The sequence below is a fragment of the Microcoleus sp. S28C3 genome (assembly GCF_036700785.1).
GTDB classification, from domain to species: Bacteria; Cyanobacteriota; Cyanobacteriia; order Cyanobacteriales; family Microcoleaceae; genus Microcoleus; species Microcoleus asticus.
Genome location: NZ_JAUBPO010000051.1, coordinates 42,071 through 55,810, shown reverse-complemented (window position 1 = coordinate 55,810; position 13,740 = coordinate 42,071). Strand labels below are relative to the sequence as shown.

Genomic DNA, 13,740 nt, shown 5'->3' with positions numbered 1-13,740 from the left:
GTTCGTAATTCATATTATTAAGCTCATTTTTTCTTTTATTTTACCTAGAACGATCGCACTTTCGCAAGAGGTCTAATTAAGACAATTGACAGAAGATAAGAGTCAAATCTTATCTAATTTGTCCTATCCTTTTCAAAATCAAGCAGGTTTGGTTGAGACAGGTTCTTCGTCCCTTTTCTACTTTCGACTGGAAGGGGATATTTGTATCGAAGTAGTTTGCGGTAGTTACAAAATTTTTCAAGAATTGGAATCGGCGGTGGAAACCGCGTCTACAAAAACGAAAACCGGATGATGCACGGGTTGAAGCTGTAAGGTGCGTCGCCCGAAACAATCTGCAAGTTCGATCGACAATTTCACAGCGACGCACCACAAATTAGTAAGGTGCGTCGCCCGAAACAATCTGCAAGTTCGATCGAGAATCTCGCAGCGACGCACCCTATAAATTAAACTGAAAAACTTATCTGCTCCGTGCTATTGCCATAACTTGCTGCGCCCAAAATGAGTTTATATGGTCGCACAGATTCCCATAATGATATAGTATGTCAATCTCTTGAAAAAGTCAAGATTGATCGCCCTTAAATTCTAATATTTCAAAAAGCCCGTGAAGCAATTTTCTAATTTATTTGCCATTGCACGATCGCCTATCTCTTGAGTCTCTTAGAGAGGGACTTCGTTTGAAAATTGCCTGATCCCTGGCCGAATCCCTCGACAAATCCCTCGCCCGCCGTTAATCAAGGTTAATATAGGATTTGGTGGCGATCGATACTACAATGCCATTAAACGCCGCATCGCTTCTGTCTGAAATGCTACACGAGTTGGAAATAATGACAGATCCGTGGCAAGATTAAGGGAATGTTAAGTTATGCGACGCTTTCGCAAACAAGATTTCCCGCTGAAACTGTCCCCCTAACCCACCTTCCCCATTAGGAACCCACCCATCTATGATTCCCAACCATTCCTTCGCGGCTGACGAGCATTCTAGTAAACCCGACAAGCCAGAGGAAGCTTGCGGCGTTTTTGGTATCTACGCACCGGGTGAAGATGTAGCCAAGTTGACGTACTTCGGTTTGTATGCGTTGCAGCACCGGGGTCAGGAATCCGCAGGGATTGCCACCTTTGACGGTGAAAAAGTCTACCTGCACAAAGATATGGGACTGGTTTCCCAAGTCTTCAACGAATCGAGTTTAGGTCACTTGCCCGGTAACTTAGCCGTAGGCCACACTCGCTACTCTACTACCGGTTCGTCCCGCGTGGTCAACGCTCAGCCTGTGGTTGTCGAAACTCGTTTGGGAAGTCTGGCATTGGCACATAACGGGAATCTTGTCAATACAAAACAATTGCGGGAAGAATTGCTGTCTCGGAAGTGCGAGTTTGTCAGCACGACGGATTCAGAGGCGATCGCAGTGGCGATCGGTTCCGAGGTAGACAAGGGCAAAGACTGGCTGGAAGCAGCGATCAGTGCCTTTGGTATGTGCCAAGGAGCCTTTAGTTTGACGATCGCCACCCCCAAAGGCGTGATGGGAGTCCGCGACCCCCACGGCGTCCGCCCGCTGGTAATTGGCATCCTCCCCACAACTCCGGTACGGTACGTTTTAGCATCGGAAACTTGCGGCTTGGATATTATCGGTGCTGAATTTTTGCGGGACGTAGAACCGGGAGAATTAGTTTGGATTACAGAAGAAGGTATGGCTTCCTTCCACTGGAGCCAGCAGCAGAAGCGCAAACTTTGTATCTTTGAAATGATCTATTTTGCTCGACCCGACAGCCAGATGGAAGGTGAAAGTTTATACAGCTACCGGCTGCGGATCGGGCGTTTGTTGGCCGCAGAATCTCCGGCTGAGGCTGATATAGTTATCGGCGTTCCCGATTCTGGAATTCCGGCGGCGATCGGCTTTTCTCAAGCTTCCGGCATTCCTTACGCCGAAGGATTGATTAAAAACCGCTACGTCGGGCGCACTTTTATTCAACCGACTCAGACAATGCGGGAGTCAGGAATCCGCATGAAACTCAACCCTCTCAAAGATGTGTTGGAAGGGAAGCGAGTAATTATTATCGACGATTCGATCGTGCGCGGCACTACCAGCCGCAAAATCGTCAAAGCCTTGCGGGATGCTGGCGCGACCGCAGTTCACATGAGAATTTCCTCGCCGCCGGTGACTCATCCGTGTTTCTACGGGATCGACACCGACAATCAAGATCAGTTGATTGCTGCTACTAAGTCAGTCGCAGAAATCGGCGCCCAAATTGGGGTTGATTCTTTGGCTTTCTTGAGTTGGGATGGAATGCTGAAGGCGACTAACGAAGATCCGATGAGTTTTTGTTCGGCGTGTTTCACTGGTGATTATCCGATCGACGTTCCAGAAATGGTAAAACGGTCTAAGCTCATATTAGAAAAAGCTGGAACCTAGAAAATCAAAAAGCGAGAAAGCGATCGCCCGTCACTTTCCGCGATTTATGGATTTTCAAAATTTTCTGGTAAGTCATTGCCAGAATGTGTGTAGAAATGTTACATTAACTTAGCTGTAGCAATAATTGCAGAATTTGTGAAGTGTAGTAAACAGTCGGTTGGGTAGAACTTGTGTGAAACCCAACACTCTGATTTTAGATTGGAGATTGCAGATTTGAGATTTGAGATTTGTCCTTCAATCTAAAATCGCCAATCTGAAATCGATGGGTCTTTCCCTACACTCTCGTTCACAATTTCTGCTCGAAGCGCTGTATGCTACCTGCAGACTGGAGGTAGTTCCTCCAGATGTCCACTCTCAGATTGAAATCGCATTTCGCACCAACAACGGGCACATGAGATTTTTTCAGATAACAGGGTCGATCGCACTAATTTTTCCCACACAAGTATTCCGCAAGCCAACTTGCTTGAGAATCGCGGACGGGCTATTCATGCGAACTAAAGAACTTTAGAAACCCTTGCAGAGTAAAAATATGGCTCCTTGCAGTTTGAATGTTACCTCACCTGCATAGGGATACAACCCTCCGACATGAGTCGGGGAGAGCCAAAAAATTTAGATCTTAGTTTAAGCCCCCAGATTCATCTGTGGAGTGAATCTAAAATCTAAAATCTAAAATCTAAAATCGATTGACTGTTCAAAGAAGGCGGAATGCGGTTTCTCAAGTCAGCTTAAATCGGAAACTTCGTGCAATCAAATACTGTTCTCAATCCCCCGAGCAATCAAGGCTCATCCTCTCGTACAACAGAGTTACCTTTTACTCTTCAAGATATCAAGGCAGCCATTCCAGCCCACTGTTTTGAACCCTCGGCATGGAAATCTCTGGCTTACTTCTTTTTAGATATTGGAATTATCGCAGGTTTGTATGCGATCGCCTACACCGTCGATTCCTGGCTCTTTTACCCAATCTTTTGGTTGATGCAGGGAACCATGTTTTGGGCATTGTTTGTAGTGGGCCACGACTGCGGACACGGTTCATTTTCTAAGAGCAAATGGCTCAACAACCTGATCGGACACCTCTCCCACGCTCCAATTCTCGTGCCCTTCCACGGTTGGCGGATCAGTCACAGAACCCACCACGCAAATACAGGCAGCTTAGATAACGATGAAAGCTGGTATCCCGTGTCGGAGAGCCATTACGAACAAATGCGCTGGTACGAAAAGCTGGGACGCTTCTATTTGATGTTATTTGCCTACCCAATTTATCTGTTTCGCGGATCGGGCGATCGCGCAGGTTCTCACTTCATGCCCGGTAGCCCGCTTTTCCGTCCCTCCGAAAAATGGGATGTGTTGACGAGTTCCGCATCCTTGGTACTGATGGTAGGCTTTTTAGGCGCGCTAACCTATCAGTTTGGTTGGCTGTTTTTACTCAAGTTCTACTTGGTTCCCTATGTAGTGTTCGTGATGTGGCTGGATTTGGTAACATTCCTGCACCACACAGAAGCCGATATTCCTTGGTATCGCGGTAAAGATTGGTCTTTCTTGAAAGGTGCATTGTCTACGATCGATCGCGACTACGGAATCATCAATTCCATCCATCACGACATCGGGACTCACGTAGCCCACCACATTTTCTCGACCATGCCGCACTATCACTTGAAGGAAGCAACGGAAGCCATCAAGCCAGTGTTGGGCGATTATTATCGCAAGTCAACCGATCCAATTTGGAAGAGCTTTATTCGCTCTTACTGGGATTGTCATTTTGTCTCAGATACAGGTTCTGGAATTTGCTACGAATCGCCTAGCACTCGGCGATCGGCTGAAGTTAAGTAGTTTAAATAAACAATAGAATACGTAAAAACCCGACTTCTTAAAGAAACCGGGTTTTTCTTTTTTGCGCGTGTTCGATCAGATGTTCCACATCTGGAGGGGTGACAAGCCGCCCTGGAGGGGTTGTCACCCCGCCAGCGATTTTTCCACCAAAGCTTGTATTACTGCTTCAGCCTTCGCAGTCCAACCAATAATACCGCCTTGGGCGCGAATCATATCGATCGCACTCTGTTTAAACTGTGGAAAGTAGCTGGCTGTAGCATCCTCAACGAGTAAACATTCAAACCCCCGATCGTTAGCCTCGCGCATAGTTGTTTGAACGCAAACCTCAGTTGTGACTCCAGTAAAAATTAGGTGAGTAATCGCTTTTTCACGAAGTATTAATTCCAAATTAGTGTGATAAAAAGCGCCCTTGCCTGGTTTATTAATTACTATTTCATCAGGCATAGGTGTCAATTCAGAGATAATTGAATTGCCAGGTTCACCCAAAATTAAAATTCGTCCCATTGGACCTCGATCGCCAATTTTAAGTTGACTTTGACCCCGCTTTTGCTTAGATAGAGGACAATCAGAAAGGTCAGGTTGATGGCCTTCAATAGTGTGAACAATAGGGAGATGGCGATCGCGAAATGCCTCTAACAACTGCTTTACCGTTGGCACGATTGCCTGTAGTTGGCTGACATCATTGCCTAAAGCTTCACCAAATCCCCCAAGCTCCAAAAAATCTCGCTGCATATCGATGATAACCAAAGCCACACCGCCAGAGACTGGCAGTTCATAATCATAAGGTTGGGCAGATATTAAGACCATAGCGATATAGGTTTTTCCCAAATTACTAGGACTATGCAGCCAGCTTGGCTGACAACACTGTGGTTACTGTTAGGGGGGTTAATGACAAAGGTTCCGGCTTGGTGTTCGCCATTCTGGTCAGTTTGCGATCCAGTTAGTACATAAATATGTTCAAAACCAGTATGCGTATGCCTTGGGACACTTGCTCCCGGCTCGTACCGCAGTAGAGCAGCAGCCGATCCACTTTCGTTGTCACCATAAAGTCGGTAGATTTCAACCCCATCACGAAATGGTTGCCAAGGCAAGTTATTCTGCCACGTCGCGATATTAGGTAGATCCTTAAGGATCAAAGCTTGGTTGAGTAGTTCAGTCATAGGTATGGCTCGAATGAAATATACACGGAGACAGAAGGACGCGGAGAATGGCAAGAAACTATGGAGCATCGCCGCGTCCTCTTCGTCAATTAATCCAAAATCCAAAATTGATTAGTGTCCTGCCATACTCTTACCTATCTGAACAAAATCTGCATCTGCGATCGCACTTTCATAAGTAAAATTCCCGCCACTGATTACCAAAACCCGATCGGACAATTTCAGCAGTTCATCTAAATCTTCGCTCACCAGCAACACAGCTACTCCTCGGTTGCGAGCCTCAATAATCTGACCGTGAATGTACTCCACAGCAGCAAAATCAAGACCAAAGCAAGGATTCGCGGCAATTAGTAACTTAATATGTTCGGCGGAGAGTTCTCGCGCTAGCACTGTGCGCTGTACATTTCCCCCCGACAGATTGCCTACAGGGGTATCTGGCGAAGGCGTTTTAATTTTGAAAGTATTAATTAAGCTCTTAGCCGCCTGCCTAATTTCTTTCAGGATGAGTAAGATACTTGCTTTAGCTTGAGGAGGGCGGTCAAACGTCCGCAGGGCTAAATTTTCTGCCACACTCATGTGTGGCACACAAGCATTATGAAGGGGTTCTTCTGGTAGTGCGAAGACCTGATGTTTAAACATCTCGGCTCGTGTTGCTGTATAAACTTCACCATTGACCAGCACATCTCCACCTGTAGCAGAACGCTGACCTGCCAAGACCTCCACCAGTTCCCGCTGACCGTTGCCAGAGATACCTGCAATCCCAACAATTTCGCCACTGTGAACTGTGAGGTTTACTCCTGTCAATACCTCCAGACCGTTGTCTTTATTGGCATGAAGGTCTTTAACTTCAAGGACAGGAATAGTCGTTGGGGGGGCTGTCTTTTCAACTTGTTTTGGCTCGCGCCTTTCACCCATCATCATTTCAGACATATCCGAGACAGTCAGATCCTTTACCAAACCCTGACCTGCAAACTTCCCTTTACGCAGCACCGTGATGCTATCGCAAAACGCCATCACTTCCCGGAATTTGTGACTGATAATTAACACGCTTAATCTTCCGGCAGTAACTTCTGCGCGCAGTAAACCTAAAACCTCATCGGCTTCCTGCGGAGTAAGCACCGAAGTAGGTTCGTCCAGAATCAAGATCCGACTCTGAAGATATATCTGTTTAAGAATTTCTAGCTTTTGTTTCTCCCCGGCAGCTAATTGAAAGATTGGGGTATCTAGAGGAACTCGAAAAGGAGCAGTTTTCATAAAAGCCTTTAACCGCTCGTACTCGGCTTTCCAGTTAATCAAATTGGGGCTATCAAAGCGGGACAAAACCAGATTTTCGGCTACAGTCATCGCAGGCACAGAGGTGAAGTGCTGGTAAACCATGCCAATGCCGTACTTATGAGCATCGCGAGGACTTGCGATCGCAGTTTCCTGCCCATCAATCAAGACTTTGCCTGAAGTAGGAGTATAGAAACCCATGACACATTTAACAAGGGTACTTTTGCCTGCTCCGTTCTCGCCCAGCAAAGCATGAAATGTCCCTGGTTTTAGCGTCATCGAGAAGTTATCAAGTGCAGTCATCGTGCTAAACCGCTTAGTCATGTTAACCACCTCTAGTTCTGGTGGTTGCAGAAAGTTTTGAGTTGTGAAGTTTGAGTTTTGAGTGTCTAGATAATTTTGAGTATTGAGTGCTGAGTTTTTGGCTAGAGAGTCTTTCACTTCTGTCATGTTTTTATCTCTTGTAAAGTTTTCAGTTGATCGGCTATTTATGAGATTTTGTTCTTTAATTAGATTACGGAGTTCCTTTCAATGCGGGAACTATTTACTTTATTGTTGCCTCACACTTCAACAGTTAAAGCTTTAATAAATGCTTCTGAATCAGCGACGGCTCCAAACACTCCTCCCTGCATCTGGATCATCTTGAGCGCCGCCAGATGGTTGCCATAATCTGTTGCGCCTGTACAGTCAGATAAGAGCAAACATTCATAACCGCGATCGTTTGCATCTCGCATTGTGGTATGCACGCAGACATCGGTTGTAATGCCAGCCAAGACAATATTTTGAATGCCTTTGCGTTTCAGTAGCAGATCTAAATCCGTGGCATAGAATGAGCCTTTTCCCGGCTTGTCAATCACCGCTTCTCCAGGCAAAGGCGCGAGCTCTGGAATGATTTCCCACCCTGCTTCACCTCGAACTAGAATTCTGCCGCAGGGGCCGGGGTCGCCAATCCCGGCGTTAATTTGGCGCGATCGCCACTGCTTGTTTTCTGGTAAATCTGCTAAGTCGGGGCGGTGTCCTTCGCGGGTGTGCATAATATGGAAGTGCTTCGCCCGTGCAACTTCTAAGACTTGCTTGATTGGTTCAATAGGAGCGCGAGTCAGTGACAAGTCGTAGCCCATCTTATCAACATATCCACCAATGCCGCAGAAATCAATTTGCATATCAATTATCAGCAGCACCGTATTTTCTGGGCGCAAATCGCCATTGTAAGGATAAGGATATGGTTCAGCTTCTACAAAACGTCCCATGTTTATCTTCCTTGCGATAAATTCCTGTTTTACGTGTTAGTTCCTAAAGATCCAGGCGCGCCTGTCAAAGTTCGTTTCGGCGAACAAGTAATAATCATGATCGCCAGCGTCAGGATATAGGGCGAAGCATTGAATAAGTAGTAATAGGAATCCACCCCTACTGATTGCAAAGCGGGGCCGATCGCCTGCGCTCCCCCAAATAGCAACGAGGCGTATAAGCACTGAACTGGATTCCAACGGGCGAAAATTACCAGCGCTACTGCCATGAGTCCTTGACCGCTAGAGATGCGTTCTGTCCAACTACCGGGATAGTAAAGGGATAAATAAGCACCACCAATTCCAGCTAAAAAACTGCCCGCGATAATGCAGAGCATACGAACTTTATTAATCGAGATTCCCATTGCTTTGGCAGCATCGGGACTATCCCCAACTGCACGAATAAATAACCCCCAGCGAGTTGATTTAAAGAACCACTGCATTAAAGGGGCGATCGCTACACCTAACAAAAATAGGGGACAAATTTGTAGCGCTGATTGCACCGGAGGTAGATGACTCCAAGCACCCAGAGGGAAACTCGGCAATTGGGGGGCACTTGGTTGAATAAAAGGTTTGCCAAAAAAGAACGCAATGCCGCTACCAAAAATAATCATTGCGATGCCTACGGCAATGTCATTTACTTTTGGTTGTATGCACAGCCAAGCGTGGATAAAACCTAGTACCATGCCAGCTAGACCAGCAGCTAAAACACCTAACCAAGGAGAGCCAGTCAGATAAGAAATAGCATAGGCACTCATCGCACCCGTTAACAGTGTCCCCTCTAACCCCAAATTAATCTTGCCGCTTTTTTCAGTTAGGCATTCGCCCAAACTGACGAACAGAAACGGAGCGCTACCCCGCAAAGTTCCTGCTAAGATACCCAAAGGTACTCCCCACCAACCTAATACTTCTGCTGCCATTGTGGATTCCTCCGATTTGAGATTTTGGCTTAACGTATTGCTCAGACAGCGGCTACTGATGGCTGCTCGCTAGAAGGTGGCTGCTGAGGGCTATCGGTTGACCGTTCTTTGAAAAATGGCAAACGTCCGTAGAGCGATTCGCTAAACAGAACTACCAAAAAGACCAACCCTTGGAACACTAAAACCGTTGCATCTGGCAGTCCATGTGCCCGTTGCAAGATGCCGCCACTAGCAAGAATGCCGCCAAGCAGAATTGCCACAATAGTCGCAGCAAGAGGGTTGTGTCGAGCAATGAATGCGACTAAGATACCGCTGTAGCCATAGTTAGCATTAAGTGATTCGTTAGCTCGACCGTGCACGGCTGCGACTTCCACCATGCCTGCCAAACCTGCACAAGAGCCAGCTAAGAAACAGATTGCCATTGTCAACTTGCCGACAGGAAGTCCGGCAATTCGAGCAGCGCGGATGTTACCTCCTGCTGTTCTAGCTGCAAAGCCAAAGGTAGTGCGCTGGATCAGGAAGTAGGCGATCGCACAAGCAACTAACCCATAAATTAGACCGTAGTGAACGCGGGTTCCTGGAATACTCCCTAACATACTCACATCAGGAATTGGGTAGCTAGAAATTTTATTGACACTGCTGGGGTCGCGCATCACGCCGCCGACTAAATGATTCAGCAGGGCGATCGCAATATAGTTCAACAACAAGCTGCTAATTGTCTCATTCACTGCCCGGTAATAGCGCAAAGCTCCCACTGCACCAATCCACAGACCTCCACAGACAATTCCTGCCAGCGCCATTGCAATTTGGACTAACGTCGGCGGTGCAGAAGATAAAGCCAGTCCAGCGGCTACAGCCCCCAGACCCCCAACTACTAAAGCGCCTTCGTTGCCGATAATCACCAGCCCCAAACGGGCAGGCAAAGCCGTACACAGGGAACTCAACATCAACGGTGCAGCCCTGATCAGGGTGTTTTGGAATGAATGCCAACTGCCAAACGCTGCTTTGTAGATTGAGGCATAGACAGCAAAGGGATTAGATCCAGCCGCAGCACAAAAAATTCCAAACAATACCAATGAGAAGAGGATGGCGGCGATCGGGATACAAACCGCTTCCAAAGTTGTACGCCAGTTTTGACGGTTAATCATCATCAGAATAAAAGATGAATTACTAAGAAAATGATGAGTGTTGAATTAAAAACTTGCTTGTATAGCAGTTGCCGACAGGCGTGAAATACTTTCTTAGCGAAAGGAGGGGTATGTAGGGGCAAACCTGCTCGCCCCTACTAAGCTAATCAGCGTTTAAGTCGTCCGCTATACAATTTTGAATGCACATCAGCTAATTAACTCGTAACTTTGCCGATGACGCCTGATGCCAGCCAATTCATCTTTTCTAGTTCTGCGTCTTGCTGCTTGTAATCCTTACCTTCAGCAATCACAACTTTCCCGGTATTATCTTTTATTTCCCCCTTATAAATGACCATGCTGCCATCAAGAAACTTACTCTTAGCAGCATCAGCATCCTTTTTCGCTTCCGCCGTTACAGTGCTACCGTAGGGCGACAGCTTCAAAAAACCATCCTTCAAACCACCGCGTACTAAATGGGGAATGCCTCCGTTCATTAGCGTCTTGCCAGCTTGAAGCATTTCAGCATACTTAGAATAGACATTCGTCCAGTCCCACTCGGCACCTGTTAAATATCCTTTGGGCGCAAGTTGGGCTTGACTCGCATGGTAGCCAGTACAGAAAATGCCTCGTTTCTCAGCCGTTTCCATCACTACTTTGGGGCTATCTACGTGACAGGTAATTACATCAACACCCTGGTCAGCCATACTATTAGCAGCATCAGCTTCTTTAACAGGCAAAGACCAATCTCCTGTAAAAATCACCTGAGTTGTAACTTCTGGCTTAATACTGCGTGCTCCTAAGGTAAAGCTATTGATATTGCGTAATACTTGCGGTATGGGTTTAGCAGCAATAAATCCTAATTTTCCAGTTTTAGAGACGTGGGCGGCAACAATTCCTGCTACGTACTCACCCTCATCAATGTAGCCAAAATAGCTGCCAACGTTATTTGGATGCTTACCTTCCTGATAAAGTCCACCGCAGTGGAAGAATTGTACCTCCGGGTAATCCTTTGCCAGTTTCAGAATATGCGGGTCAAAGTACCCGAAGGACGTAGGGAACAGAACCGTTGCCCCATCCTGTTCAATCATGTTCCTCATGGTTTCTTGTACCGATGTAGTTTCAGGAACATTTGCTTCCTCTACGGTTTTTACCCAGGCTAATTTTGAAACCCCAGCGTTCCCTTCTGCTTGGGCTTGATTGTAGCCGTAGTCATCTTTGGGACCAACATAAATAAATCCCATCACAATTGGCTTATCTTTGCCAGCCGAGTTTGCTTGAACCTCTTTAGCAGGACTACATCCAGTCCAAAGGCGCGATGTGACTGCAAACGCTGTAGTAGATAAAATCCCACGAATTACTTGACGCCGAGGTATAAACAATGACTTTTTGGTACTCATTCTCTATGTTCTCACTAAAAATCTTTAAGAGGAATTCATAGCTAAACTTTAACGCTTATACTTGCTGGGAATTGCTAGATATTCACGCTAAATTTGTCAGCTTTTAGTCTATCTATTCAACAATGAGATCAAATGCGTTAATAACTATTTACATTCAAATCACATCTTGAATTTAATGTAGAAGATTCATGGTGAACCAAAACTAATTCTAATAAAAAATTAGTTTTGGCTGGAAATGTTGTTTTAGGAAAGTCGAATTTCCCAAAAATTAATGATGTTTATCATATCCCAATTACTTTTAGTGGTAAGTTTTTTTATAAAAACTTAATAAGATTAGCCAAATTGTTTCCCAAAAAGTTCGCTAGAAACAAAATTCAACAATAATGTTCACCACAAACAAAAAATAATTTTTGAGTTCGGACACGCAACTAGCTTTTTAGTCTTGGACGCAACGTAAAAATAAGTCGAGGCTGAATCAAAAACAATAGAAATCGATCTTATAAAATCAGAAAAACTGTCTTTGATTTCTAATAACAGTCAATAAGAGGTATTTTACAGCGTATTCCAGCTTTATGAAGTACACCGCGCTCTCACGGGGTTTCTTTACAGTTCTCGCATCCTTACTGATTCTGTTCCATAAACCCGGTTTCTCGCGATCTACATCTACATGGAATATGCTGTATTTCTATGGGAGCTCTTTTGGGGTGGCTTTCTAGCCCGCCCCAAAGGTAAAAACTAAATGCAGTACAGCTTAGTTAGGACTTCAGTCCGAGCAAGTTTTATGAGGACTGAAGTCCTCACTACCAACTTTATAACGGTTATTATACCGGAGATAATATTACAGATTGCCTTTAAGCCCGATCGCCGTAACAATAGTCCACGCATCTACCAACAGCAGCAGCAGCGTAAATAAAAGTAAAATAAGATACATCCAAGGCTGAGACAAAGGGCGGACATCTCTAGTATCAATACCTGTTTTTGCTTCCACCAAACCGACTAATTTACCAAACCCAGCCACTCGCATTGGCAATAAATAACCTTCACCCGAATGACTCAAAAAATAGTAAACTAAACCTCCTTGACCGGTCGATCGAGGTTTGAGAGCTTTTACCTCAGTCCAAGGTAGCGACCAACCCTTGCGAAAAAAACGCGGAAACCACTTGGGATATGTGACTTCAATCCCTTCTTGGCTGACAATTACCCTTTCACTGAGCGCGCCGTACAGGCCCACAGCGCCGACAACAATTGCCGCCCAGAGTGCGGCCGGCGGAACGGGTGCTTTCGTTACTTCCGACAAAAACGGCAATGGAATTGTCAGGGCCGTGTACAAGCTCAACAGCGTGATTCTAATCAGGGGAGAAAGCCGGAATATCGCCGGCTCAAATACTGGGGCAGAAGATGGGGAAGAGGCGATCGGTTGTGCTGACATGGCTGAAATTCGACAAGCTGTTTAATGATATTTTTACACAGTTGTCGGACCCGCCAACAAAACTCAGGGAAATACGAAAAACCGGATAATATTTGCAGTCGCGAGTTTCGATCTAAAATTCATTTCAGAAACTTTGATTCTTAACTGTTGAGTTTTTACCGCTTTGCTGAAGTTGGAATTTTGAGCGCGGAGTTATCAATTCACTGACAATTTATAACTCAAAACTCACAACTCCGATTAATCGACGGCGGTTAGCGCCGGTACAGTCAAAGGTTCTGAGATTTCTCGGGATTTGGGGCGGCCGGCGATTGCTGTTCGATCGCCCTGAACTGCCTCTGGGGATCTGCTAGGATTAACCTTTGAATAGGGGCCTTCGTTAATCTGCAAGCGATCGCAAGGAATTTTATCCGACAAAATTGCACTTGCCATCATCCCGGTGTGAATTTCCAATGCTGCCGCTGGCATCGCTTCAAACACTAAGCGCTGTCCGGGAAACACCACTCGTTCAAAGTACCAGTTAGGAATGTTGGCGATGCGAGCAATCTGAATCTGACTGGTGGCGTTGACGTAGCAGCACAGAATCTTGCTGTCGGTGTCTGAGGGTAGGGGGTCAAGAATTTGAGCCATAACTGCTGAGGGAGCCTTGCCTAAAAGTTTTAGTTATCTTCTCAGGCTAACACTAGGCGATCCCAGCCAACTGTAAAGCCGACTACCAACTCCCTAACACATTAGAGACATATCGAACTTTAATTTATAATTTACTGGTATAAATATTGTTTTTTTGACCCCCAGGTTGGATATTCCGTCAATATACGCTGTATTTGCTTAAAAATTAGCTTTTTTTTGCTGCTGTCGCCGATCTACACCAACACGCTGGGCCTTGAGCCGAATAGAAAAATTTAAGAATATTTAATATC

At 45.7% G+C, this 13,740-nt stretch carries 12 protein-coding genes; 2 read left to right on the top strand and 10 right to left on the bottom strand.

Annotation, left to right across the window (positions count from 1 at the left end; translation table 11 throughout):
• Nucleotides 1–237 precede the first annotated feature (237 nt).
• Nucleotides 238–435: a hypothetical protein gene (locus QUA13_RS16630; protein ID WP_333200176.1), complete on the bottom strand. Its 198-nt coding sequence runs from the start codon at nucleotides 433–435 to the stop codon at nucleotides 238–240.
• Nucleotides 436–941: 506 nt separating this feature from the next.
• Between QUA13_RS16630 and purF the strand changes: the two genes are divergently transcribed.
• Nucleotides 942–2,408 (top strand): amidophosphoribosyltransferase, encoded by a 1,467-nt coding sequence (gene purF, locus QUA13_RS16625; protein ID WP_333200174.1) that lies wholly within the window; start codon nucleotides 942–944, stop codon nucleotides 2,406–2,408.
• Nucleotides 2,409–3,149: 741 nt separating this feature from the next.
• Entirely contained in the window at nucleotides 3,150–4,235 is a 1,086-nt protein-coding gene (locus tag QUA13_RS16620; protein ID WP_333200172.1) for a DUF3474 domain-containing protein, read from the top strand.
• A gap of 123 nt (nucleotides 4,236–4,358) precedes the next feature.
• On the opposite strand, the gene QUA13_RS16615 is transcribed toward QUA13_RS16620, so the two are convergent.
• From QUA13_RS16615 to QUA13_RS16575, 9 genes are all read right to left on the bottom strand, one after another.
• Nucleotides 4,359–5,042: a cysteine hydrolase gene (locus QUA13_RS16615; protein WP_333200170.1), complete on the bottom strand. Its 684-nt coding sequence runs from the start codon at nucleotides 5,040–5,042 to the stop codon at nucleotides 4,359–4,361.
• Nucleotides 5,033–5,395, bottom strand: coding sequence for a cupin domain-containing protein (locus QUA13_RS16610; RefSeq protein ID WP_172185699.1), 363 nt, complete (start codon nucleotides 5,393–5,395; stop codon nucleotides 5,033–5,035). The genes QUA13_RS16615 and QUA13_RS16610 overlap by 10 nt, the downstream gene beginning before the upstream one ends.
• Before the next feature lie 111 nt (nucleotides 5,396–5,506).
• Nucleotides 5,507–7,114, bottom strand: a complete 1,608-nt coding sequence (locus QUA13_RS16605; protein ID WP_333200167.1) for an ABC transporter ATP-binding protein — start codon at nucleotides 7,112–7,114, stop codon at nucleotides 5,507–5,509.
• Between the two features lie 110 nt (nucleotides 7,115–7,224).
• Nucleotides 7,225–7,914 (bottom strand): biuret amidohydrolase, encoded by a 690-nt coding sequence (biuH, locus tag QUA13_RS16600; RefSeq protein ID WP_333200165.1) that lies wholly within the window; start codon nucleotides 7,912–7,914, stop codon nucleotides 7,225–7,227.
• 29 nt (nucleotides 7,915–7,943) lie between these two features.
• Nucleotides 7,944–8,870, bottom strand: coding sequence for an ABC transporter permease (locus QUA13_RS16595; protein ID WP_333200163.1), 927 nt, complete (start codon nucleotides 8,868–8,870; stop codon nucleotides 7,944–7,946).
• A gap of 41 nt (nucleotides 8,871–8,911) precedes the next feature.
• Nucleotides 8,912–10,021 (bottom strand): ABC transporter permease, encoded by a 1,110-nt coding sequence (locus QUA13_RS16590; RefSeq protein WP_333200161.1) that lies wholly within the window; start codon nucleotides 10,019–10,021, stop codon nucleotides 8,912–8,914.
• A gap of 191 nt (nucleotides 10,022–10,212) precedes the next feature.
• Nucleotides 10,213–11,394 (bottom strand): BMP family ABC transporter substrate-binding protein, encoded by a 1,182-nt coding sequence (locus QUA13_RS16585; RefSeq protein WP_333200159.1) that lies wholly within the window; start codon nucleotides 11,392–11,394, stop codon nucleotides 10,213–10,215.
• Nucleotides 11,395–12,232: 838 nt separating this feature from the next.
• Nucleotides 12,233–12,823, bottom strand: a complete 591-nt coding sequence (locus tag QUA13_RS16580) for a hypothetical protein (RefSeq protein ID WP_333200157.1) — start codon at nucleotides 12,821–12,823, stop codon at nucleotides 12,233–12,235.
• 237 nt (nucleotides 12,824–13,060) lie between these two features.
• Nucleotides 13,061–13,450 carry a DUF1830 domain-containing protein gene (locus QUA13_RS16575; protein WP_333200155.1) on the bottom strand — a complete coding sequence of 130 codons (390 nt, stop codon included), beginning with the start codon at nucleotides 13,448–13,450 and terminating at the stop codon, nucleotides 13,061–13,063.
• Nucleotides 13,451–13,740: the final 290 nt, after the last annotated feature.

Bases quoted from the DNA above. Each gene is read 5' to 3' on its own strand.
- QUA13_RS16595 (WP_333200163.1), bottom strand. From the start codon at position 8,870: ATGGCAGCAGAAGTATTAGGTTGGTGGGGAGTACCTTTGGGTATCTTA.
- QUA13_RS16585 (WP_333200159.1), bottom strand. From the start codon at position 11,394: ATGAGTACCAAAAAGTCATTGTTTATACCTCGGCGTCAAGTAATTCGT.
- QUA13_RS16605 (WP_333200167.1), bottom strand. From the start codon at position 7,114: ATGACAGAAGTGAAAGACTCTCTAGCCAAAAACTCAGCACTCAATACT.
- QUA13_RS16575 (WP_333200155.1), bottom strand. From the start codon at position 13,450: ATGGCTCAAATTCTTGACCCCCTACCCTCAGACACCGACAGCAAGATT.
- QUA13_RS16590 (WP_333200161.1), bottom strand. From the start codon at position 10,021: ATGATGATTAACCGTCAAAACTGGCGTACAACTTTGGAAGCGGTTTGT.
- QUA13_RS16610 (WP_172185699.1), bottom strand. From the start codon at position 5,395: ATGACTGAACTACTCAACCAAGCTTTGATCCTTAAGGATCTACCTAAT.
- biuH (WP_333200165.1), bottom strand. From the start codon at position 7,914: ATGGGACGTTTTGTAGAAGCTGAACCATATCCTTATCCTTACAATGGC.
- purF (WP_333200174.1), top strand. From the start codon at position 942: ATGATTCCCAACCATTCCTTCGCGGCTGACGAGCATTCTAGTAAACCC.
- QUA13_RS16580 (WP_333200157.1), bottom strand. From the start codon at position 12,823: ATGTCAGCACAACCGATCGCCTCTTCCCCATCTTCTGCCCCAGTATTT.
- QUA13_RS16615 (WP_333200170.1), bottom strand. From the start codon at position 5,042: ATGGTCTTAATATCTGCCCAACCTTATGATTATGAACTGCCAGTCTCT.